Annotated in this window: 20 protein-coding genes; 12 read left to right on the forward strand and 8 right to left on the reverse strand. The window is 71.7% G+C overall.

Going from position 1 to position 21,372, the window contains the following annotated elements; translation table 11 throughout:
* Positions 1 to 2 precede the first annotated feature (2 nt).
* From ABEG17_RS07630 to ABEG17_RS07655, 6 genes are all read right to left on the reverse strand, one after another.
* Positions 3 to 839 carry an amino acid ABC transporter ATP-binding protein gene (locus ABEG17_RS07630; protein WP_406832682.1) on the reverse strand — a complete coding sequence of 279 codons (837 nt, stop codon included), beginning with the start codon at positions 837 to 839 and terminating at the stop codon, positions 3 to 5.
* Complete coding sequence (locus ABEG17_RS07635; RefSeq protein WP_406832683.1) at positions 836 to 2,281, reverse strand: ABC transporter substrate-binding protein/permease; 1,446 nt, start codon at positions 2,279 to 2,281, stop codon at positions 836 to 838. Before ABEG17_RS07635 ends, ABEG17_RS07630 begins: the two co-directional genes overlap by 4 nt.
* 72 nt (positions 2,282 to 2,353) lie before the next feature.
* Complete coding sequence (locus ABEG17_RS07640) at positions 2,354 to 3,736, reverse strand: DUF4232 domain-containing protein (protein WP_406832684.1); 1,383 nt, start codon at positions 3,734 to 3,736, stop codon at positions 2,354 to 2,356.
* A gap of 69 nt (positions 3,737 to 3,805) precedes the next feature.
* Positions 3,806 to 4,237, reverse strand: coding sequence for a VOC family protein (locus ABEG17_RS07645; RefSeq protein WP_406832685.1), 432 nt, complete (start codon positions 4,235 to 4,237; stop codon positions 3,806 to 3,808).
* Between the two features lie 98 nt (positions 4,238 to 4,335).
* Positions 4,336 to 5,343, reverse strand: a complete 1,008-nt coding sequence (locus ABEG17_RS07650; RefSeq protein WP_406832686.1) for a GTP pyrophosphokinase family protein — start codon at positions 5,341 to 5,343, stop codon at positions 4,336 to 4,338.
* 36 nt (positions 5,344 to 5,379) lie between these two features.
* Positions 5,380 to 5,898, reverse strand: coding sequence for a DUF664 domain-containing protein (locus ABEG17_RS07655; RefSeq protein WP_406832687.1), 519 nt, complete (start codon positions 5,896 to 5,898; stop codon positions 5,380 to 5,382).
* Between ABEG17_RS07655 and ABEG17_RS07660 the strand changes: the two genes are divergently transcribed.
* Complete coding sequence (locus tag ABEG17_RS07660) at positions 5,866 to 6,645, forward strand: NADPH-dependent F420 reductase (RefSeq protein ID WP_406832688.1); 780 nt, start codon at positions 5,866 to 5,868, stop codon at positions 6,643 to 6,645. The genes ABEG17_RS07655 and ABEG17_RS07660 overlap by 33 nt on opposite strands.
* A 79-nt stretch (positions 6,646 to 6,724) precedes the next feature.
* On the opposite strand, the gene ABEG17_RS07665 is transcribed toward ABEG17_RS07660, so the two are convergent.
* Entirely contained in the window at positions 6,725 to 7,984 is a 1,260-nt protein-coding gene (locus ABEG17_RS07665; protein ID WP_406832689.1) for a cysteine desulfurase-like protein, read from the reverse strand.
* 38 nt (positions 7,985 to 8,022) lie between these two features.
* Entirely contained in the window at positions 8,023 to 8,538 is a 516-nt protein-coding gene (locus ABEG17_RS07670; protein WP_406832690.1) for a 2'-5' RNA ligase family protein, read from the reverse strand.
* 195 nt (positions 8,539 to 8,733) lie between these two features.
* On the opposite strand from ABEG17_RS07670, the gene ABEG17_RS07675 reads away from it, so the two are divergent.
* From ABEG17_RS07675 to ABEG17_RS07725, 11 genes are all read left to right on the forward strand, one after another.
* The gene (locus tag ABEG17_RS07675) at positions 8,734 to 9,810 is read left to right on the forward strand and encodes an alkene reductase (protein WP_406832691.1); all 1,077 of its coding nucleotides are present in this window, start codon (positions 8,734 to 8,736) and stop codon (positions 9,808 to 9,810) included.
* A gap of 89 nt (positions 9,811 to 9,899) precedes the next feature.
* Positions 9,900 to 10,646, forward strand: a complete 747-nt coding sequence (locus ABEG17_RS07680; protein WP_406832692.1) for a VOC family protein — start codon at positions 9,900 to 9,902, stop codon at positions 10,644 to 10,646.
* A 64-nt stretch (positions 10,647 to 10,710) separates the two neighbouring features.
* Positions 10,711 to 12,102: a sigma 54-interacting transcriptional regulator gene (locus tag ABEG17_RS07685; protein ID WP_406832693.1), complete on the forward strand. Its 1,392-nt coding sequence runs from the start codon at positions 10,711 to 10,713 to the stop codon at positions 12,100 to 12,102.
* Between the two features lie 2 nt (positions 12,103 to 12,104).
* Positions 12,105 to 14,084, forward strand: a complete 1,980-nt coding sequence (locus ABEG17_RS07690) for a vWA domain-containing protein (protein ID WP_406832694.1) — start codon at positions 12,105 to 12,107, stop codon at positions 14,082 to 14,084.
* 114 nt (positions 14,085 to 14,198) lie between these two features.
* Positions 14,199 to 15,113, forward strand: a complete 915-nt coding sequence (locus tag ABEG17_RS07695; RefSeq protein ID WP_406832695.1) for an oxidoreductase — start codon at positions 14,199 to 14,201, stop codon at positions 15,111 to 15,113.
* 116 nt (positions 15,114 to 15,229) lie between these two features.
* Complete coding sequence (gene egtD, locus ABEG17_RS07700; RefSeq protein ID WP_406832696.1) at positions 15,230 to 16,225, forward strand: L-histidine N(alpha)-methyltransferase; 996 nt, start codon at positions 15,230 to 15,232, stop codon at positions 16,223 to 16,225.
* A gap of 48 nt (positions 16,226 to 16,273) precedes the next feature.
* The gene (locus ABEG17_RS07705) at positions 16,274 to 17,389 is read left to right on the forward strand and encodes a DNA glycosylase AlkZ-like family protein (protein WP_406832698.1); all 1,116 of its coding nucleotides are present in this window, start codon (positions 16,274 to 16,276) and stop codon (positions 17,387 to 17,389) included.
* Positions 17,386 to 18,327 carry a DUF429 domain-containing protein gene (locus tag ABEG17_RS07710; RefSeq protein WP_406832699.1) on the forward strand — a complete coding sequence of 314 codons (942 nt, stop codon included), beginning with the start codon at positions 17,386 to 17,388 and terminating at the stop codon, positions 18,325 to 18,327. Before ABEG17_RS07705 ends, ABEG17_RS07710 begins: the two co-directional genes overlap by 4 nt.
* 192 nt (positions 18,328 to 18,519) lie before the next feature.
* On the forward strand, positions 18,520 to 19,737 hold the full coding sequence (locus tag ABEG17_RS07715) for an FAD-dependent monooxygenase (RefSeq protein ID WP_406832700.1): 1,218 nt from the start codon (positions 18,520 to 18,522) through the stop codon (positions 19,735 to 19,737).
* A gap of 34 nt (positions 19,738 to 19,771) precedes the next feature.
* The gene (locus ABEG17_RS07720; RefSeq protein ID WP_406832701.1) at positions 19,772 to 20,611 is read left to right on the forward strand and encodes an ABC transporter ATP-binding protein; all 840 of its coding nucleotides are present in this window, start codon (positions 19,772 to 19,774) and stop codon (positions 20,609 to 20,611) included.
* Positions 20,608 to 21,369 carry an ABC transporter permease gene (locus tag ABEG17_RS07725; RefSeq protein ID WP_406832702.1) on the forward strand — a complete coding sequence of 254 codons (762 nt, stop codon included), beginning with the start codon at positions 20,608 to 20,610 and terminating at the stop codon, positions 21,367 to 21,369. The genes ABEG17_RS07720 and ABEG17_RS07725 overlap by 4 nt, the downstream gene beginning before the upstream one ends.
* Positions 21,370 to 21,372: the final 3 nt, after the last annotated feature.

Genomic DNA, 21,372 nt, shown 5'->3' on the forward strand with positions numbered 1-21,372 from the left:
GCTCAGATGGGTTCGAGCAGGCGGGTGAGGAAGGTCTTGGTCCGCGGGTGCTGCGGGTTGGCGATGACGTCCTGGGGAGGGCCCTGCTCGACGATGACGCCTCCGTCGATGAAGAGCACCTGGTCGGCCACCTGCTGGGCGAACCGCAGCTCGTGGGTCACCACGACCATCGTCCAGCCCTCCGCCGCGAGGGACTTCATCACGCCGAGCACGTCACCGACCAGCTCGGGGTCGAGGGCCGACGTGGGTTCGTCGAAGAGCACGAGGTCGGGCCGCATCGCCAGCGCCCGGGCGATGCCGACCCGCTGCTGCTGGCCGCCGGAGAGCTGGAACGGGAACTTGTCGGCGTGGTCGGCCAGGCCCACCTTGTCCAGCAGCACGCGGGCGCGTTCGGTGGCCTCGGCCAGCGGTTCGTGCTGGACGACGACCGGTCCTTCGATGACGTTCTGCAGGGCCGTCTTGTGCGGGAAGAGGTGGTGGGCCTGGAAGACCATGCCACTGTGGCGCCGCAACGTCATGAGCTCGGTCCGCTGGGCCCTGGGCAGGCGACCACCGGTCCCGGGGTTGATGCCGGCGAAGTCGACCGTGGTGGCGCCGATGCGCACCACGCCGCTGTCGGGGACCTCGAGGGCGTTGAGCGCCCGCAGCAGGGTGGTCTTGCCGGACCCCGACGGACCGATGATGCAGGTGACGGTGCCGGGGTCGACCGTGAACGACACGTCCTCGATGACGACGTGCTCACCGAAGGACTTCCGCAGGTGCTCGACCTCCACGAGGTGACCACCGGGTGCCGCGGGACCTGGTGCCGGCGAGGACTCGGGGCTGGAATGCGTGCTCATGCGGCGACGAACCTGTTCAGTCGGGTCTCGGTGCGGGACTGGGCGAAGGACAGCACGAGGCAGATCGCCCAGTAGTAGACGGCCGCCATGCCGTACAACGCCAGGAACTCGAGGCTGGGCGCGGCAGCCAGCTGGGCCTGCCGGAACAGCTCGATGACGAGGATGACCGCCGCGAGCGAGGTGTCCTTGACCAGCGAGATCAGGGTGTTGGACAACGGGGGGACCGCGGTCCGGGCGGCCTGCGGCAGGATGATCCGCCGCAGGGTGGTGGCGTAGTCCATGCCCACGGTCGAGGCGGCCTCCCACTGTCCCTTGGGCAGGCTCTCGACGGACGAGCGGACGATCTCCGCGGCATACCCTCCGACGTTGAGGCTGAAGGCGATCACGGCCGCCGGGAACGGGTCGATCTTCACGCCGAGCTGCGGTAGCGCGTAGAAGATCAGGAAGAGCTGCACCAGCAAAGGGGTGCCGCGGATGAACGAGATGTAGAGCCGAGCCGCACCGGCGACGACGGGCTGCTTGGACATCCGCATCAGCCCCACGGCCAGCGCGATCACCATGCCGAGGGTGAAGCTGATCGCGGTGAGCGGGATGGTCCTGGTCAGCGCCGCCCTGGCCATCGGCCACGCGTTCGCCTTCATGATCTCGGCGGTGGTGGGCACCGGCCGCTTGGCGTCGAAGTACGTGGCGTAGATCTTGTCCAGGGTGCCGTCGGCCTTGAGGTCGGCGATGGCCTTGTTGAGCTGGGGGAGGTAGCCCGAACCCTTCTTGGCCACCAGCACCGACTTGCTGACGTCGTTGGTCTCGGCGACCACCTTGACGCCGGCGTCCGGCTTGGTGGCGAGGTAGTTGCGGATCGCGAGCTTGTCGTTGACGAGGGCGTCGACCCGGCCCTGCTCGAGGTTGTCGATGGCCAGGGACATGTCGTCGACGCCGACGACGGTGGCGCCCGCCCCCTTGGCGACCTGGGCCCAGTTGCTCGTGATGTTCTCGGCGGCCCGTTTGCCCTTGAGGTCGGCGAGGGTCTTGATCTGCGTCTCGCCCTTGCGCACGACGAGGACGCCGGTCGTCTCGACGTACGGGTCGCTGAGGTCGTAGCGGGCGTTGCGCTCCGGGTTGAAGGTGATCTGGTTGGCGACGACGTCGAACCGTCCCGCCTCCAGCGCGGCGAACATCGAGTCGAACGGCGTCTCGACGTACTCCACCTTCACCCCGAGGTGCTTGCCGATCGCGTTCATCACGTCGATGTCGTAGCCGGTCAGGCCGCTGCCGGCGCCGCCGTGGTAGCTGAACGGGGGGTAGACCCCCTCGGTCCCGACCCTGATCGTGGGGGGCAGGTCCGCGGGCCGCGAGCCGACCGCAGCGCTGGCGCCGGAGGTCGGCAGGGCAACAGCCAGGAGTCCGAGGACGAGCACGAACAAGGCGGAGGTGGCTCGCTTCACCCAGTCACCGTAACCACGCGCCGCAGGACCGGCACGTCCTGCCCCCGGTGCGGGACCGGACGGCGCGCGCCCTCAGCCGGTACCCAGGGACGGCACCTTCCACCGCATGACCGTCACCTCGGCGTCCGCGACGACGTCGAGCAGGTATGGCGCCGAGAGACCGAGCACCATGGGTCCGGTCCCGGGGGTGCTCACCGTCATCGACTGCGGGGTCTGCTGGTCGGCGGCCTGCCGGTAACCCTTCCACCACAGGTCGAACGACGCCCGGCCCCCGTGGGCTGCCAGTCCGATGCGACGGTCGGGGACCACGTCGCCGTTTCCCCACCGGTGGGTGGGCGAGCGGGTGAGGGAGAGGTTGAGGTCCGTCCCGCCCTGGGCGAGCCGGACCTGGGGGTAGCCGCGGACCCAGCACGGGGTCGACGACGTGTTGGTCGCGACGACGGACATCGCCGTGCTGCCCATCGCCGAGTCCCAGCCCTCGGCCGTCAGGGCGAGGTCCGAGGCGGCACAGGGACGATCGGCTCGGACGGGGGCGGGTGTCGGTGGTGGCGCAGGGTCGGGGGGCTCGGTGGAGGACAGGTCCGGGCGGGGGTCCGCAAGGACCGGCGGTCGCGCCTGCACCCTCGTGCTCGCTACCGGAAAGAGGTCGTTGCGCACGCCTGCCACGAGGCCGCGCCCCACGGGTGTGCCGACCGTGAGCAGGACACCGGCCACCAGGACGACCACGGCGACGACGGCCGACGCGGTGGCTGGTGGCGCGACCGGGGTCCACGGTCCTGCGAGCAGCTGCTCGGACGCCACCACCAGCGCCGTCCCGACGCCGGCTCCCAGGGCGATGACCAGGGGCACGAGGACGAAGGCAGCCGACTCCGAACCGGGTCGCAGCACGGAGCCGGCCACCACGCCGGCGGAGCACCCCCCGACCACGCCGACGACAGCAGCCGCGCCCGATACGAGGAACGACCCCAGGTCAGGCAGGTCGCCCTCTGCGGGCACGCGTCGACGGTGCGACCGGTCGAGCAGGAACGCGAGGAGCACGCACCACGAGATACCCACCGTGAGGTAGATGGCGGTCCCGCCGAAGAACCAGAAGACGATCGTCAGCAGGACCGGGACGAACGACAGCACTCCCCAGCCGAACGCCGCTGCCACGACGACTCTGGGGGGAGAGGTCCTCTCGCTTCCCGCCGGCACACCGCGACGCGGGTGGATGCTGCGGCGCACCGCCGTGGCCACCAGTCCGGCGGCGAGCAGGGCGCAGGCGGCGAGGAACCAGCGACCCAGCTCGCGCTGCGCCACTGCGTTCGCCGCGTCGTCGCACAGGCTGGAGTCGCGCTCGCAGGGCGTGTCGCCGAAGACGGTGGTGTAGGACCCGTACCGCCAGGCGACCGTGACAAGGAGGAGCAACGAGCCCACGACGAGGGCACGGCTGCACCAGCGCCCCCACGACTGCATACCCCGACCCTAACCGGAGCGAAACGGGCACCGGCCCCACGCGGCGCCAGGTAGCTCTCCCACCCTGCCTCAGCCTGCCGAGCCCTCGCCCTCGCCTGAGCCGGCGATGTTGACCATCCACGCGGTGCCGAACCGGTCGGTCACCATGCCGAACTCGTCGCCCCACATCTGCTTCTCCAGCGGCATCGTCACCGTGCCCCCGGCGGAGAGCTTGTCGAAGTAGCCACGCAGCTCCTCGTCGTCGTCACCGCTGAGGCTGATGGTGATCGCAGAGCCGCTCGAGCGCTCCATGCCCTCGGGGGCATCGCTCGCCATGAGCGTGAAACCGGACTCGGTCTCGAGCTGGGCGTGCATGATCTTGTTGGTGTCGGGGCCCTCGGGGGCGCCGAACTCACCGAAGGTGCTCGTCGTCAGCGAGCCGCCGAAGACGTCCTTGTAGAACTCCATGGCCTCTCGCGCATTGTCCGAGAAGCCGATGTAGGGGTTGAGCTTCGAGGCCATGGGAGCTCCTTCGGGTGGTCCTGCCAGGGCGTCTCCGAGGCTGGATTCCCCGCACGATAGTCCCGGCCGCCGACAGCGTCATCGGCCATCTGTAGCCGTCAGGCGCGCAGCTTCTCCAGGCGCGCTCGCAGCGAGGCCTCGCGGTGGGCGTTGCCGTGGAGCCCGAGGTAGCGCGTGCCGAAGACCGCGAGCAGGGCGTCATCGAGGCGGCGCACCGCTCCGGCGGGGTAGCGGTAGCCCATCCGGGCGTTGATGGCGGGTGCGTCGATCGACTGGAGCAGTCCCGCGAGCTCGTCGAGCGAGGTGATCCCGAGCTCGAGCAGCAGCCCGGAGATCCAGGCGTAGTGGTCGGTGCGCGACCAGCCGGCGTCGGTGAACTGGCCGGCGAGGAACGTCGTGAGGTCGGCGGCGCTGATGCGGGGGTCGCTGTCGTCGGCGGGCAGGGCGTGCCCCCCACCGCCCATCGTGGCCTGCAACCGGTGCCGGATCTCGGAGAACTCCCGGTCGGCGAGCTCGAGCAGACCTGCCGCCAGCGTGAACCGGCGGTCGAGGTCGCTGACGTGCTCCTCGGGGATGGTGCCCTTGTAGCGGATGTCGTGCTCGAACTCCGCCCACGCGTGCTGGAGGATCGTGCGCACCTGCACCGAGGCGCTGTAGCCCTTGAGGGAGTCGTACTGCGCCGGTGCACCCTTGATGCGGTCGATGGCCACCAGCAGGTGCCGGCTGGCATACCCGAAGCGCCCCTCGCGGGCCGTCTCCAGTCCCAGGTCGCGGTCGTCGAGGACGCTCAGCTGGTCGGAGAGCAGGTCGGCCACAGCAGTGACGTCGTCGCGCAGGTAGGTCACGACCCGCACGCCGACCTTGTCGGTGATCTCCTCGAACGGGTTCGCGTACAACGGGGCGCCATCGGGCCCGGTCCGGGCCGCCTTGCCCGCGAACGAGGAGACGCTCTTGGCCCGACCGGTCACCGACACGTAGTTGATGCCGGCATCGTCCAGCAAGGCGGTGACCATCGCGACGAAGCCGTCGGAGGCCGCCTGCACGTCGTCGTGCACCGCGGCATACCGCTGCACGGCGTCGCGGATGCGCTCCTGGTCCTCACTCACGGACCCCACCCTGCCGTATGCCGCGCCGCGGCGGGCTCACAGTCCGGTACGGCCGTCGATCCGCTCGCGGATCAGGTCGGCGTGACCGCAGTGCTGGGCGTACTCCTCGATGAGGTGGACGAGCAGCTCCCGCAGGGAGATCCGGTCGCGCGTGAGGTGGGTGCTCATGACCTCGAGGGACGGCGCCTGCTCGACGAACGACTCGCCGTGGGCGACCTCTCGACGCCAAGACTCCCACGCCTCGGCGACCACGGCCGGATCCCCGACCGCGCCGTCGAAGTCGGCGTCCACCACCTCGCTGGTCCCGTAGAGGCGCGGGATCTCGTTGCCCTCCATGGTGATCCGCCACCAGATGTGCTCGACCTTGGCGAGGTGGCGCAGCAGCCCGAGCAGCGACAGGGTGGACGGCTCGACCGAGCGGGTCGCCATCTGCTCGGGGGTGAGGTCGACGCACTTGGCCGCGAAGGCCGAGCGGAAGTGGTCGAGGTACTCCACCAGCACCTCCCGCTCCCCGGCGGGCTTGTGAGCTGCTGGGTCGTTCGCCTCGGGGGTCATGGCGCACAGCATGCCAAAGGCAGGAATCAACGAAGAGGCGCCGCGGTTGTGGCCGACATGACAACAGTGGGTTTCATCGGCAGTGGCAACATCGGCAGCACCGTCGCACGACTGGCCCTCGCGGCCGGCCACGAGGTCGTGATGAGCAACAGCCGCGGGCCGGAGACGCTCGCCGAACTCGTCACCGAGCTCGGTCCGGGCGCCCGTGCTGCGACGGCGGCAGAAGCGGCGCAGGCCGGGGACCTGGTCGTCGTGACCATCCCGCTCAAGAACTACCGCGACATCCCGGTCGCCGAGCTCGCCGGCAAGGTCGTCATCGACACGCTCAACTACTACCCGCAGCGCGACGGCCAGGTCGCCGAGCTCGACGACGAGTCGACCACGACGTCCGAGCTGGTCCAGACGCACCTGCCGCAGTCCGCGGTGGTCAAGGCCTTCAACAACATCTACTTCGAGCACCTGCGTGACCTCGCCCGCCCGTCGGGTGCCGAGGACCGCAGCGCCCTGGCGATCGCCGGAGACGACGCGGAGGCGAAGGCCACCGTGGCGCGCTTCCTCGACGAGATCGGCTACGACACCCTCGACCTCGGCGCGCTGGCGGAGGGGTGGCGCACCCAGCGCGACACCGCGGCCTACGGCGTGGTCTACGCGGCCGACCCGACCGACTGGTCCAAGGGCCCGGTGCCGGTGGACGCCTCGGTCCTCGCAGACCGCGCTGCCGCGGCGAAGCGCTACCGCGACAGCTGAGCCCCCTCGCCGAGAGTCGGGTCCATGCTGTTCGGGAGGGCTCCCATACTGCCTGAACCCGACTCTCGGCGGGCACTGGTCAGGCCTGCGCGAAGTACGCCTCCAGGCCGTCGAGCAGCCGGTCGACGTCGTCGTCGTCGGTGTACGACGCCAACCCGATCCGCAGCGCACCTGCGTCTCCCAGGCCCAGGGCGCGGGACGCCTCGAGCGCGTAGAAGTTGCTCGCCGGGACGTTGACCCCGCGCCCCGCGAGGAACCGGTAGATCTCGGCGCTGTCGCGCCCGGAGCCGTCCTGGCCAGAGAACAAGACGAGCAGGGTCGGCGTGCGGTGGGCGGCACGGGAGTACAAGGTCGCGCCGGGCAGCTCGACGAGCGCGGCCTCGATCCGACCACGCAGGGCGAGCTCGTGCTCCTCGACCGCGGCCATCGACCGCACGAGGCGTTCGCGACGGCTGGCCCCAGCGTCTGCGGCGGGCACGAGGTCGGCCATGAAGTCGATCGCTGCTGCGGTGCCGGCCATCAGCTCGTAGGGCAGCGTCCCCAGCTCGAACCGCTCGGGCACCGCGTCGGACGACGGCGCGAGCTTGTCTGGGCGCAACGTCTCGAGGAACGCCGGATCGGCTGCGAGCGCCCCGCAGTGGGGGCCGAAGAACTTGTACGGCGAGCACGCGACCACGTCAGCCCCGAGCGCCTGGAGGTCGACGGTGGCGTGGGCGGCGAGGTGGACCGCGTCGACGAAGAGCAGGGCACCCCGCTCGTGGGCCAGGCCGGCGATGGCGGGGAGGTCGGGTCGGGTGCCGATGAGGTTGGACGCGCCGGTGACGGCCACCAGCCGGGTCCGGTCGGTCAGCACGTCGGCGAACGCCTGCGGGTCGAGCTCGCCCGTGGCCGGGTCGAACTCGGCCCAGCGCACCGTCGCACCGACCGCCTCCGCCGCCAGGATCCACGGCCGGATGTTGGCGTCGTGGTCGAGGCGGCTCACGACCACCTCGTCTCCCGGCCCCCAGTCCTTGGCCAGTGTGCGCGACAGGTCGAAGGTCAGCGCGGTCATGCTGCGGCCGAACACCACCCCGCCCGGCTGCGCCCCCAGCAGGTCGGCCAGGGCCGACCGTGCGGCGAGGACGTGGGAATCGGAGTTCTGCTCGGCCGTCGTCACGCTGCCCCGGGTCGACATCGGCGCCGTCATCGCCGCCGCGACGGCCTGCGCCACCACGCTCGGGATCTGCGACCCGCCGGGCCCGTCGAAGTGCGCCGCCCCACCCTGCAGGGCTGGGAAGTGCGTGCGCAGGGCGGCGACGTCGAGGGTGGCGGTGGCAGCGAGAGGTGCGGTCGGCGGCATACCCAGCACTGTGCCATCCCCACGCGGGGTCGACCCGGTCAGACCGCCCACGCGCGCCGTGCGTCGGAGTCCCATCGCCGCAGCAGCGCCGCCTCCCCGACCAGGTCGGGCACACCCCCGCGCTCGACGCGCAACGCCTCCAGCGCGGTCGCCAACCCGTCCGCCGGTATGCCGCGGGCCAGGGTCACGTGCGGCACCCACCTCCCCGGCACGGTGTGGGGTGAGACGTCGGTGGCGCCGGTGAGCGCGTCGACGACGGCTGCCTGCAGGTCGAGGAGGGGCCGGTCGACGACGACCAGGCGCGCAAGCACGAGCCGACGGCCGCCGAACACCACGGGCGCACCGAGGCGCACCGGGAGGGGCAGGACCGCAGCCACCGGGGCCAGCAGCTCCTCGCCCGGGAACCCATCGGCGACCACGACCGAGACGTGCGGGGCGTTGGTCTCGCCGCGGTGGTCCGCCTGGCTGGGGAGCCCTGCCGCGGACAGGGCCGCCCACTCGGCGCGGACCGCGGCATCGGTGGCCGGGTCGAGGAGGAGCTCGACGGACTGCACGCGCCCCATCCTCGCGGGGACGCCCCGACCAGGCACCCCGGGTGACGTACGGCACGTCGCCAGCACGGGATCCGGGCCGACACCGGACGTTCATCCGGGAGCGGGAATCAGGACGCGGCCTCCTCGGTTGCCGCCCTTGTTGAAGTTTTGACGATCGAGCCCCCATCGATCGCTCGCCGACTCCGAGGAGAACGCATGTCCAAGGCATTCGAGAACGCCCAGGTGGGCCCGTGGACGCTGCCCCAGCGTTTCGTGATGGCCCCGCTCACCCGCAACCGCGCTGGTGAGGGTGGCGTCCCCACCGACCTCAACGTCGAGTACTACCGCCAGCGCGCCGGCGCCGGTCTCATCATCACCGAGGGCACCCAGCCGTCGGCCGTGGGCCAGGGCTACCTCGACACCCCCGGCATCCACAGCGACGAGCAGGTCGCCGGCTGGACCAAGGTCAGCGAGGCCGTGCACGCCGAGGGCGGACGCATCTTCATCCAGCTCATGCACGCCGGCCGGATCGCCCACCCGGACAACAAGAACGGGCTCGAGTCGATCGCCCCCAGCGCGATCGCCGCCCCCGGGAAGATGGTCACCGCGAACGGCCAGGTCGACCACCCGACCCCGCGCGCGCTCGAGACCGACGAGATCCCCGGGATCGTCGCCGACTTCGTGCACGCCTCCCGCCAGGCCGTGGCCGCCGGTGCCGACGGCGTCGAGATCCACTCGGCCAACGGCTACCTGCTGCACCAGTTCCTCGCGCCGAGCAGCAACACCCGCACCGACGCCTATGGCGGCTCCCCCGAGAACCGCGCCCGCCTGACCGTCGAGGTCACCCGGGCCGTCGCGGAGGCCATCGGCGCCGAGCGCGTGGGCATCCGGATCTCCCCGGCGCACAACATCCAGGGCGTCCTCGAGGAGGACGCGGCGGACGTGCAGGCGACGTATGACGCGCTCGTGTCCGGCATCGCCGACCTCGGCCTGGCCTACCTGAGCATCCTCGCCGACCCGGAGTCCGACCTGCTGCGCGACCTGCGCAAGCGCTTCGGCGGACCGGTCATCATCAACACCGGGTTCGGCGACGTCACCACCCTGGACTCCGTCGAGGGCCTGCTGGAGCGCGACCTCGGTGACCTCGTCGCCGTCGGCCGCCCGTTCCTGGCCAACCCCGACCTGGCCAAGCGCTGGCGCGAGGGCATCGAGCTCAACGAGCCGAACCCCGACACCTTCTACGGTGGCGGTGCCGAGGGCTACACCGACTACCCCACCGCCGACGCGGCCTGACCCACCTGACCGTCGCCGTACCGCCTGCGCTCCGACCCGGCGCAGGCGGTACGGCGACCTCCGTCGGTGTGCATCCCTAGGGTGGCGCGATGGCACTCGCGCGCTTCCAGGACCTCTGCCTCGACGTGACCGACGAAGGACGGCAGGCCGCGTTCTGGTCCTCCGCGCTGGGCCTGACGCTGCACGAAGGGCGCTCCGACCCCGCGGTCCTGGTGGGTGCCACCCCTCAGCAGAGCCTGTGGCTCAACACCGTCCCGGAGCCGAAGACCGTCAAGCACCGCGTGCACCTCGACGTGCACACCGAGTCGGTCGAGGCGCTCGAGGCACTGGGCGCGACCGTCGTCGTGCCCGCCACCCCTGAACAACGCTGGACGGTGATGGCCGACCCCGAGGGTGGCGAGTTCTGCGCGTTCGTCCGCTCGCCGGAGCGGTTGCAGCCCTACCGCCTGTATGAGGTGTGCGTGGACTGCGCCGACCCCGGTTCGGTGGCGCGCTGGTGGGGCCGGGTCCTCGGCCTGAGCGTCGGCAACGACCCCGAGCACGACTGGTGGTGGCTCGAGCCCGCGTCGGCCAGCGCCGGGAACAGGGCGGCAGATGGTGGCGGCCGCGGCACGGACCGTGGCGCCAGCGACCCCGGGCTGCCGTTCGAGAGCCTGGTGTTCGTTGCGGTGCCGGAGCCGAAGACCGGCAAGAACCGTCTCCACTGGGACGTGCAGACGCCTTCGGTGGCCGTCCTCGTCGAGGCCGGGGCCACGATCGTGGCCGAACGCCCGGACTGGACGGTGCTGGCCGACCCGGAGGGCAACGAGTTCTGCGCGTTCCCCGACGGCGGGTAGCCACTGCGTGGGCAGCCCTCCCCCACGGGTGTCGGTCGCGCTGGGCCGGACGTAGCGTTGGGCAATGACCCAGACCGAACGCCCCGGCACCCTCGGCGAGCTCGTCGCCTCCGGCTACACCCACCGCAGCGTCAAGGCCGAGCTGCGCGAGAACCTGCTGGCCCGACTGCGCTCAGGGGAGCCGGCGTTCCCCGGCATCGTGGGCTTCGACGACACCGTGCTGCCCGAGCTCGAGAGCGCCCTGCTCGCCGGGCACGACCTGGTCCTGCTCGGCGAGCGGGGCCAGGGCAAGACCCGCCTCATGCGCACCCTCGGTCAGCTGCTCGACGAGTGGGCCCCCGAGGTGGCCGGGTGCGAGATCCACGACGACCCGACGGCCCCGGTGTGCACCCGGTGCCGCAACCTGCGGGCCGACCTCGGTGACGAGCTGCCCGTGGTGTGGAGGCACCGCTCCGAGCGCTACACCGAGAAGCTGGCCACGCCCGATACGAGCGTCGGTGACCTCGTCGGGGACGTCGACCCGGTCAAGGTCGCCCAGGGACGCACCCTCGGCGACCCGGAGACGGTCCACTACGGCCTGGTCCCCCGCGCCAACCGCGGAATCTTCGGGCTCAACGAGCTGCCCGACCTCGCCGAACGCATCCAGGTCGCGATGTTCAACGTGCTTGAGGAGCGCGACATCCAGATCCGCGGGTACTCCCTGCGCCTGCCCCTCGACCTGCTGCTCGTCGCCACGGCCAACCCCGAGGACTACACGAACCGCGGGCGCATCATCACCCCGCTCAAGGACCGCTTCGGCGCCGAGATCCGCACGCACTACCAGGAGGAGGTCGCCGACGAGGTCCGCCTCATCCAGCAGGAGGCCGAGACGGTGGCCGACGTGCCGGAGCACCTGGTCGAGGTGCTGGCGCGGTTCACCCGAGGCCTGCGGGAGTCGTCCGCGGTCGACCAGCGGTCGGGTGTCTCGGCCCGCTTCTCGATCGCGGCGGCCGAGAGCGTCAGCGCCTCGGCCCTGCGACGAGCGGCCCGCGCGGGTGAGGCCGACGCCGTCGCCCGGATCTGCGACGTCCCCACCGTGGTGCCGACGCTGCTCGGCAAGGTGGAGTTCGAGATGGGCGAGGAGGGCCGCGAGCGCGACGTGCTCGACCACCTCCTGCGGCTCGCGACGGCCGAGACGTTCCGCGCACGGCTGCAGGGCCTGGACCTGTCCGGGTTCACCGAGCGGTTCGCCGAGGGTGAGGTCGTCGAGACCGGTGAGCTCGTCCCCGCAGCCGACCTGCTCGCGCAGATCGGCACCACCCCCGGCCTGTCCAAGGTGCTCGACCGGCTCGGCCACGGCGACGACGCCGGTCCCGGCCAGGTCGCCGCGGCGGTCGAGTTCGTCCTCGAGGGCCTGCACCTCACCCGCCGCCTCGACAAGGACACCGTGGCCGGCCGCACCGTCTACGGGGCCTGACCGTGGCCGGCAGCAGCCACCACGGCGACCGGTTCCGCTACGGCCCGTGGCACGGCGGCGCCGACCCGCTCGCCCCGCCGTTCGACGTGCGCGAGGCGCTCGATGAGATCGGTCGCGACGTGCTGGCCGGTGGGTCGGCGCGGGAGGCGCTGCGCGACCTGCTGCGGCGCGGGATGGACGGGCGACGCGGGCTCGACGAGCTGGCCGACCGCATACGACGGGCTCGGGACGCGGCCCGCCGCAAGGGTGACCTGTCGGGCACCCTCGACCAGGTCCGGGCAGCGCTGGACCAGGCCCTGGCGACCGAACGCGACACCCTCGCCGGTGAGGACACCGACGACGCCCGGCTGGCCGAGATGGACCTCGCGACGCTGCCGGACGACGCTGCCGGCCAGGTGCGCGCGCTGGCCTCCCACGAGTGGCACTCCCCCGAGGCCAAGGCGATCTACGACTCGATCGCGCAGATGCTCCAGCGCGAGGTGATGGACGCGCAGTTCGCCGGTATGGCGCGGGCGCTGTCCGACCCGGACCCCGAGGCCATGGCGGCGGTGCGCGACATGCTCGCCGACCTCAACCGCCTCCTCGCCTCGCACGCCCGGGGCGAGGACACGACCGATGCGTTCCGGGAGTTCATGGACAAGCACGGCGACCTGTTCCCCGAGGACCCGCAGGACGTCGACGAGCTCATCGACGCCCTCGCCCGCCGGCAGGCCGCGGCGGCCCGGATGATGGCCTCGCTCACCCCTGAGCAGCGCGAGCAGCTCGGCCAGCTGATGAGCGACGCCCTCGCCGACGCCGACCTCGCCTCGGAGATGGCCCAGCTGAACGACAACCTGCGCGCCCTGCGACCGGGGCTCGACCGCGGCAGCCCCGTGGGGATGCGCTCCGGCGGCGAGCCGATGGGCTACAGCGCCGCCGTCGAAGCGGTCGCCGAGCTCGCCGACCTCGAGTCGCTCATGGAGCAGATGGGTCAGAGCTACGGCGGGTCGAGCCTGGACGACATCGACGTCGAACGCCTCGAGCAGCACCTCGGCGCAGACGCCGCCCGCGACCTAGAGGCATTGCGGCAGCTGGAGCGCGAGCTCGAGCGCCAGGGGTACGTCAGCCAGGGGGACGACGGCCTGCGACTCACCCCGCGCGCCGTGCGCCGCCTCGGCGAGACGGCGCTGAAGAAGGTGTTCGAGGGCCTGTCCGCCGACGGCCGCGGTGACCACGACGACCGCCGCACCGGCCACGCCGACGAGCCCACAGGGCTCACGCGCCCGTGGGAGTTCGGCGACGAGCAACCCCTCGACGTCCCGCGCACTGTCGGGAACGCCCTGCGCCGCAACGGTATCCAGCCTGGCCAGGTCAGCCTCGACGTGGCCGACTTCGAGGTGGTGGAGACCGAGCGGCGCACCACCGCTGCGGTCGCCCTGTGCGTCGACATGTCGTTCTCCATGGTCAACGAGGGTCGCTGGGGGCCGATGAAGCAGACAGCGCTCGCCCTGTCGCACCTCGTGCAGACCCGGTTCCGCCAGGACGCCCTGCAGATCATCGGGTTCAACATCGCGGCCAAGCGGCTCACGCCGGTGCAGCTCGCCGACGCCGAACCCGAGTGGGTGCAGGGCACCAACCTCCAGCACGCGCTCATGCTGGCCTCCCGGCACCTGCGTCGGCACCCGCAGGCGCAGCCGGTGGTCCTCGTCGTCACCGATGGTGAGCCGACGGCACACCTGGGGGACGGCGGCATACCGGAGTTCCAGTGGCCGACGACCAACGCGACGCTGCGCGCGACCGTCGCCCAGGTCGACGAGCTGCGGCGGTCGGGGGCGGCGCTCAACGTGTTCATGCTCGGTGAGGACCCGGGGCTGGCGCGGTTCGTCGACGCGATCGCCCGCCGGGCGGGTGGCCGGGTGTTCACACCGAGCGTCGACCGGCTCGGCGAGTACGTCGTCAGCGACTACCTCCAGGCCCGCAAGGGTCGACGCGCCACCGGCTGACCCCACCGGGCCCCACTACGCCGCGCGCGAGAAGGTGGGGGAACAACCCCCGCCCGCCACGCGCTGGCACCTGTGTCCGAAACCCTCCCCACCCCCCGCTTCGAGAGGCCACCCATGAGCCGCTGGACCGCTGACCAGATGCCCGACCTCACCGGACGACGCGCCCTCGTCACCGGCGCCAACTCCGGGATCGGGCTCGTCGAGGCGCGCGAGCTGGCCCGCCATGGCGCCGACGTCGTCCTGGCCGTCCGCAACACCGAGTCCGGGGAGGCCGGGGCGCGCCGGATCCGCGCCATCGGCGGCCCGGGGAAGGTCACCGTCGAGGCGCTCGACCTCGCGTCGCAGGCGTCCGTCCACGCCCTGGCCAACCGGTTCGAGGGCCAGCTGGACATCCTCGTCAACAACGCGGGGGTGATGGCACCGCCGCGTCGTCGCGAGACCGAGGACGGGTTCGAGCTGCAGTTCGGCACCAACCACCTCGGCCACTTCGCCCTCACCGGCCTGCTGCTGCCGCACCTCCTGCAGGCCCCGGCACCGCGCGTGACGACGGTGTCGTCAATCGCGCACCACGCGGGCGACGGCACGGTCTGCGAGGGCAACCCGGCGCAGGGGTACGACCCGCAGTCCTCCTACGGCCGCTCGAAGCTGGCCAACCTGCTCTTCGCGACCGAGCTCCAGCGACGCGCCTCGGCTGCGGGTTCGACGCTCACCTCCACGGCCGCCCACCCCGGCGTCTCGGCCACCAACCTCGTGGCGAGCAAGGACGGCATGGGCGCTGTACCGGTGGTCGGCACGATCGCCCAGTGGGGCGTCCGGCTCGCGTTCCCGGGCCCGGACAAGGGCGCGGAGGCGATCCTCTACGCGGCGACCGTGGCCGAGCCCGGGTCCTACTCCGGCCCGACCGGGTTCCGCGAGACGCGTGGACCGGTCGGCGAGGCCCGCCGCAGCCAGTGGGCGCGCGACGAGACGCTGGCGGGCCTGCTCTGGGAGCGCAGCGAGGAGCTCACCGGGGTCCACTTCACCCTCTGAGCCGGCGGCCGCCAGGCGCTTGGGAGGCCGATGTCACCGCCCGTGGGTAGCGTCGGAACAGCCCTGCCGACCCCGCACGCCCACGCGGCGACTGCGGACCAGACGAGAGCGAGCCGATGGCCCAGCGATACCGCGACCACCTGCCGGAGGACTTCAGCGAGCGCAGCCTGAGCGAGGACGTGCGCTTCGGGTTGACCAGCAGCCCCAAGACCCTGCCGCCGAAGTGGTTCTACGACAAGGTCGGCAGCGAGCTGTACGAGGAGATCACCCGGCTCCCGGAGTACTACCCGTTCGCCGCCGAGCGCGAGATCCTCATGGCCCGGGCCACCGAGATCGTCACCGCGGCCGGCTGCCGTCATCTCGTCGAGCTCGGGTCCGGCTCCTCGGAGAAGACCCGGGCCCTCATCGAGGCGGTGCTGGCGGCCACCCGTGACGGTGAGCAGGCGGCATACCGGGCCATCGACGTGAGCGGGAGCGCCCTGCGCGCCGCGGCGCAGGACCTGTCCCGGCGCTACCCCACCCTCGCGCTCGAGTCGGTGCGGGCCGACTTCGAGCACGGGCTCGCCGATGCCCTGGCCGTCGAGGCCGGTGAGGGACGCGGCGGGCGGCTGGTCATCTTCCTCGGCGGCACCATCGGCAACCAGACGCCCGAGCAACGCCGGTCCTTCCTGGCCGCCCTTCGGGGCGCCCTCGCACCGGGCGACGCCTTCCTGCTCGGCGCCGACCTCGTGAAGTCGCCCGACGTCCTCGTGCCGGCGTACGACGACGCTGCCGGGGTCACCGCGGCCTTCAACCTCAACGTCCTCGAGGTCGTCAACAGCCGCCTCGGCGCCGACTTCGACGCCACGGACTTCCGCCACGTCGCGGTCTGGGACGCCGACAACGCCTGGATCGAGATGCGGCTCGAGGCGGTGCGCGACGTGCGCGTCCGGATCAGCGGCCTGGACCTCGACGTGGACTTCGCGGCCGGCGAGCAGATGCGCACCGAGATCTCGGCGAAGTTCACCCGCGAGCGACTCGCTGCCGAGTTCGAGGCCGCCGGTTTCGCCGCCTCGGGGTGGTGGACCGACGAAGCGGGCCGGTTCAGCGTCTCCCTGTGGACCCTGTCCTGACAGGTGGCTCGGCGCTGGTCGGCTCAGTGCTCGTCGGCTCGGCCGTCCGTGGCAGTCGCTACCCTCGCCGATGTGGGGGACCTCCAGATCAGCCGGGCGCAGGCACGCAGGATCGCCGTGCGCGCCGAGATGCTGGACTTGCCCCGACCCGCTGACCTCATCGAGGTGGTCCAGCAGCTGAGCCTGGTGCAGATCGACCCGGCCGCACCCATCGCCCCGAGTGCCGAGCTGGTGCTCTGGAGTCGGCTCGGGGCGGCATACCGGTCGGCGGACCTGCAGCAGGCCCTCGAGACGCGCACGTTCGTGGAGTTCAACGCGATGATCCGTCCCGTCGAGGACCTGCCCGCCCACCTCGCGGGCCACGAGGACTGGCCGGGGCGGTGGCAACAGGCGCGGGACTGGCTGCAGGCCAACGAGGAGTTCCGGCAGGACGTGCTCCGCCGGCTGGAGGACCACGGTCCGTTGCTGTCCAAGGAGATCCCCGACACGAGCCAGGTCTCATGGCCCTCGTCAGGGTGGACCAACGACCGCAACGTCACCCAGATGCTGGAGTTCCTCGTCATGAAGGCCGAGGTCGCGGTGAGCGGTCGTCAGGGTCGGCAACGGGTGTTCGACCTCGCCGAGCGGGTCTACCCCGAGCTGCCGACGATGACCGTCGAGGAGGCCCGCCGCCACCGCGACGAGCGCCGCCTCACCTCCCTCGGCATCGCCAAGGCCAAGGGCACGAAGATGCCGACCGAGCCGGTCGACGTCGGTGAGGCCGGGGTGCCCGTGACGATCGAGGGGGTCGACGGGCTGTGGCGGGTCGACCCTGTTGCCCTGGAGCGCGACGAGACCCATGAGTTCCGCGGTCGGGCGGCACTGCTGTCACCGTACGACCGCCTCGTCTACGACCGTGCCCGGGCGCAGGAGATCTTCGGCTACGAGTACGTCCTCGAGGTCTACAAGCCTGCGTCGAAGCGGCGCTGGGGCTACTACGCCCTGCCGATCCTGTTCGGGGACAGGCTCATCGGCAAGCTCGACGCGAAGGCCGAGCGCAAGGAAGGCATCTTCGAGGTCTATGCGATCCACCAGGACGTGGCCTTCACCGAAGAGATGACGGCAGCCGTGGAGGCGGAGATCGACGCACTGGCCGAGTGGCTCGGTCTGGCGAGGCTGCGATGACCACGCCCTCCGAGGCTCATCGGCTGGCAGACCTGCTCGTCGCCCGGACGAACGAGCTGCGTGAGCGCGTCGGCGCCGCTGGCGGCGGCGAGCTGGCGGCCGCGATGGCTCGGGCAACGCGGTCGTTGCGCGATCTCGCCGAGGCCCTCGGCCTGGACCCAGCCGAGGTCGCACGCCTCGCGGCAGGCGCCGTCGATCCCGCCGTCGCAGTGGGCGATGGTCCGATCCCGTTGCCGCCGCTGGAGGTCACCGTGCCGGTGCTCGGTGTCGACGCGTGCAAGGCCGGTTGGGTGGGAGCGCTCCTCGAGCCCGGCGCCCCTCGGCCACGCATCGCCGTGGCCGCGACGATCACGGGCCTCGTCGAGACCGTGCGGCAGTCCCTCGGCATCCAGGTCGTCGGCATCGACATCCCCATCGGCCTGCCGGACGACACCACCCGCCAGGCAGACGCCCTCGCGCGAAAGGCGTTGAGGGGCAAGGCCTCCTCGATCTTCACGACCCTGACCCGCGCCGCCTACGCTGCCGAGTCCCGCGCGGCGGCCGACACCGCGAACCGTTCGCTGTCGGGCCAAGGAGTCGGTGCGCAGGCGTTCGCCCTGCGGCCGAAGATCCTCGAGGTCGACGCCTGGGTCCGCAGTCGCCCGACCGTGATGGTCCTCGAGGTCCACCCCGAGCTGTCCTTCGCGACGATGGCCGGCTCCCCGCTGCTCTCGGGCAAGAAGACCGACGACGGTCGTCACGAGCGACTTGCGGCGCTGCGCGCAGCGGGCGTGGCCTCGCCGTCGGTCCTGACCGGTCCCGGGTATGCCGCCGACGACGTCCTCGACGCGTGCGCGGTCGCGTGGACGGCGGCGCGTCGAGCAGCAGGGCTGGCCCGCCCGCTCCCGGACCCGCCGGAGGTCTTCTCCGACGGCATACCCGCTGCCATCTGGGCCTGAGCCCGACGGGCCCGACAGCCCACGACCGCCCCCGACCGCACCGCCCGCGACCGACTGCGACCGGCCCTGAGGATCGGCGGCGTCATGGCCGGTCGTCCCCGAGTGAGTGTTATTCATCACGTGTTGAATTAATGGCAGATCCGGCGCACACTGACGACACGGGCACACGTCCCCACCGTCAGGAGGCCCACCATGGCTGCGCACGAGAGCACCGGCACTACCGCCGGCACCACCGACCAGACCGCCGTCGAGACCACTGACGTCCTGGTGGTCGGCGCCGGCCCGACCGGCCTGGCACTGGCCGCCGCCCTGCTGCATCAGGGGGTGCGGACGATCACCGTCGACCGCGCGACCGAGGGCGCGAACACCTCGCGGGCGGCCGTGGTCCACGCGCGGACCCTCGAGGTCCTCGAGGGGATCGACGTGACCGCGCGCCTGCTGGCCGAGGGCGTCGTCGTCCCTACCTTCACCGTGCGCGACGGCAGACGAGTCGTGGCACGGCTGGACTTCAGCGACCTGCCGACCCCGTACCCGTTCACCCTGATGATCCCCCAGCACCGCACCGAACAGCTCCTCACCGAGCGGTTGGCCGAGCTGGGCGGAGGCGTCGAACGAGGCTGGGCGCTGGTCGGGCTCGAGCTGAGGCCCGGGCCGGGCGCCCGGGCCTTCCTGCGGTCCACCTCCGGCGAGGAGCGCTCCGTCGACGCACGCTACGTCGTGGGTGCCGACGGGATGCACAGCGCCGTCCGCGAGCACGCGGGCATCGCCTTCGACGGAGCGCGGTACGCCCAGTCCTTCGTCCTCGCCGACGTCCGGATGGACTGGCCGCTCGCGGACGACGAGGTCCAGCTGTTCTTCTCCGCGCAGGGACTCGTCGTCGTCGCGCCGCTGCCCGGTGGCCGGCACCGTGTGGTCGCGACCATGGACGAGGCGCCCGAGTCACCGAGCCGGGCAGACGTGCAGGCACTGCTCGACGCGCGGGGTCCCGGCAACGCGGCGGTGACGGAGGTGGTCTGGTCGTCCCGCTTCCGGGTGCACCACCGGGTGGCCGCGCAGTACCGCCGTGGCCCGGTGTTCGTCGCCGGCGACGCCGCCCACGTGCACTCCCCTGCCGGCGGCCAGGGCATGAACACCGGCATCCAGGACGCCCTCGACCTCGCCGGTCGGCTGGCCACGGCAGTCCGGGGCGGCGAAGGTGACGCGGCAGCCGAGGCGGCCCTCGCGGCATACGAGACCTCCCGGCGACCGGTCGCGCTGGAGGTGGTGCAGCTCACCGACCGCGCCACCCGGGCTGCCACGCTGCGCTCGCCGGGGGCGCGCGCCGTCCGGAACGCCCTGATCGGCATGGCGACCCGAGTGCCTGCGGTGCGCCGCAAGGTGACGACCACGATCGCCGAGCTCAGGGCTTGACCCTGACGCAACGTCAGGGTTGCAACCTGATCCCATGACCACAGAACATGCCATCCGGCTCGCCGGACTGACCAAGTCCTTCGGCGACCACGCGGTGCTCGAGGGAGTCGATCTCGGAGTCGAGGCGGGGACCGTCTTCGCCCTCCTCGGGTCCAACGGCGCCGGCAAGACCACCCTGGTGAGGATCCTGTCCACCCTGCTCAAGGCCGATGCGGGAACGGCCGAGGTCAACGGGCACGATGTCGCGACGCAGCCCCAGGAGGTGCGCGCGTCGATCAGCCTCACCGGCCAGTTCGCCGCCGTCGACGAGGTCCTCACCGGACGGGAGAACCTCGTGCTCGTCGCCCAGCTGCGACGGCTCAAGGACGCCGGCGGGATCGCCGACAAGCTCCTGGCCAGGTTCGCGCTGACCGAGGCGGCCGGGCAACGGGCCGGGACCTACTCGGGAGGTATGCGTCGGAGGCTCGACATCGCGATGAGCCTGATCGGCGACCCGCCCGTCCTCTTCCTCGACGAGCCGACCACCGGACTCGATCCACAGTCGCGGATCGAGGTGTGGCGGACCGTGCGCGAGCTCGCCGGCCACGGAACCACCGTGCTGCTCACGACGCAGTACCTCGACGAGGCCGAGCAGCTCGCGGACCGGATCGCCGTCCTGCACCGAGGGCGGATCATCGCCAACGGCACCCTCACCGAGCTCAAGGCCCTCCTCCCGCCCACCCAGGTCGAGTACGTCGAGAAGCAGCCCACGCTCGAGGAGATCTTCCTCGCGATCGTCGGTCACGACGGCATCGAGGCCAGCGACCGCGACGGCGCTCACGACCCTGCCCCTGACCCTGCCCACGACCGGGCCCACCTCGAGGAGTCCCGATGACCACGTACTTCCTGCACGACACCACGGTGCTGCTCAAGCGCTCCCTGCGGCACATCCTGCGCAGCCCGGACACGATCGTCACGACCGCGGTCACCCCGATCGCCATGCTGCTGCTGTTCGTCTACGTCTTCGGCAGTGCCATCGACATCGGCGGCGGCAGCTACGTCGACTACCTGCTGCCCGGGATCCTGCTCATCACCATCGCCTCGGGCATCGCGTACACCGCGTTCCGGCTCTTCACCGACGTCTCGGGCGGCATCTTCGAGCGCTTCCAGTCGATGCCCATCACCCGGTCCTCGGTGCTCTGGAGCCATGTCCTCACCTCGGTCGTCGCGAACCTGACCTCGCTCGTGCTGGTCGTCCTCGTCGCCCTGGTCATGGGGTTCCGTTCCGGTGCAGGGGTGCTCGCCTGGCTCGCGGTCCTCGGGATCCTGGTCCTGTTCACCCTGGCGCTGACCTGGCTGGCCGTGATCCCCGGCCTCACGGCGAAGTCGGTCGACGGGGTGAGCGGCTTCTCGTACCCGCTGATCTTCCTGCCGTTCATCAGCTCGGCGTTCGTGCCCACCTCGGGCATGCCGGGCCCCATCCAGTGGTTCGCCGAGCACCAGCCGGTCACCCCGATCGTCAACACCATCCGGGGCCTGTATGCCGAGCAGCCGGTCGGTGCCGACGGCTGGGTCGCCGTCGGCTGGTGCCTCGGCCTGCTGCTCGTCGCGTACGCCCTCGCGATGCGCACGTATCGCAGCAAGATCGCCTGAGTG

Source organism: Pedococcus sp. KACC 23699, assembly GCF_045348425.1.
In the GTDB taxonomy this organism is placed as follows: domain Bacteria; phylum Actinomycetota; class Actinomycetes; order Actinomycetales; family Dermatophilaceae; genus Pedococcus.

What these genes read in the sequence shown, in the direction of transcription:
- ABEG17_RS07715 (WP_406832700.1), top strand. Translation starts at nt 18,520, where the DNA reads ATGGCTGCGCACGAGAGCACCGGCACTACCGCCGGCACCACCGACCAG.
- ABEG17_RS07630 (WP_406832682.1), bottom strand. Translation starts at nt 839, where the DNA reads ATGAGCACGCATTCCAGCCCCGAGTCCTCGCCGGCACCAGGTCCCGCG.
- ABEG17_RS07665 (WP_406832689.1), bottom strand. Translation starts at nt 7,984, where the DNA reads ATGCCGCCGACCGCACCTCTCGCTGCCACCGCCACCCTCGACGTCGCC.
- ABEG17_RS07720 (WP_406832701.1), top strand. Translation starts at nt 19,772, where the DNA reads ATGACCACAGAACATGCCATCCGGCTCGCCGGACTGACCAAGTCCTTC.
- ABEG17_RS07640 (WP_406832684.1), bottom strand. Translation starts at nt 3,736, where the DNA reads ATGCAGTCGTGGGGGCGCTGGTGCAGCCGTGCCCTCGTCGTGGGCTCG.
- ABEG17_RS07725 (WP_406832702.1), top strand. Translation starts at nt 20,608, where the DNA reads ATGACCACGTACTTCCTGCACGACACCACGGTGCTGCTCAAGCGCTCC.
- ABEG17_RS07655 (WP_406832687.1), bottom strand. Translation starts at nt 5,898, where the DNA reads ATGACCCCCGAGGCGAACGACCCAGCAGCTCACAAGCCCGCCGGGGAG.
- ABEG17_RS07695 (WP_406832695.1), top strand. Translation starts at nt 14,199, where the DNA reads ATGAGCCGCTGGACCGCTGACCAGATGCCCGACCTCACCGGACGACGC.
- ABEG17_RS07710 (WP_406832699.1), top strand. Translation starts at nt 17,386, where the DNA reads ATGACCACGCCCTCCGAGGCTCATCGGCTGGCAGACCTGCTCGTCGCC.
- egtD (WP_406832696.1), top strand. Translation starts at nt 15,230, where the DNA reads ATGGCCCAGCGATACCGCGACCACCTGCCGGAGGACTTCAGCGAGCGC.
- ABEG17_RS07645 (WP_406832685.1), bottom strand. Translation starts at nt 4,237, where the DNA reads ATGGCCTCGAAGCTCAACCCCTACATCGGCTTCTCGGACAATGCGCGA.
- ABEG17_RS07675 (WP_406832691.1), top strand. Translation starts at nt 8,734, where the DNA reads ATGTCCAAGGCATTCGAGAACGCCCAGGTGGGCCCGTGGACGCTGCCC.
- ABEG17_RS07680 (WP_406832692.1), top strand. Translation starts at nt 9,900, where the DNA reads ATGGCACTCGCGCGCTTCCAGGACCTCTGCCTCGACGTGACCGACGAA.
- ABEG17_RS07685 (WP_406832693.1), top strand. Translation starts at nt 10,711, where the DNA reads ATGACCCAGACCGAACGCCCCGGCACCCTCGGCGAGCTCGTCGCCTCC.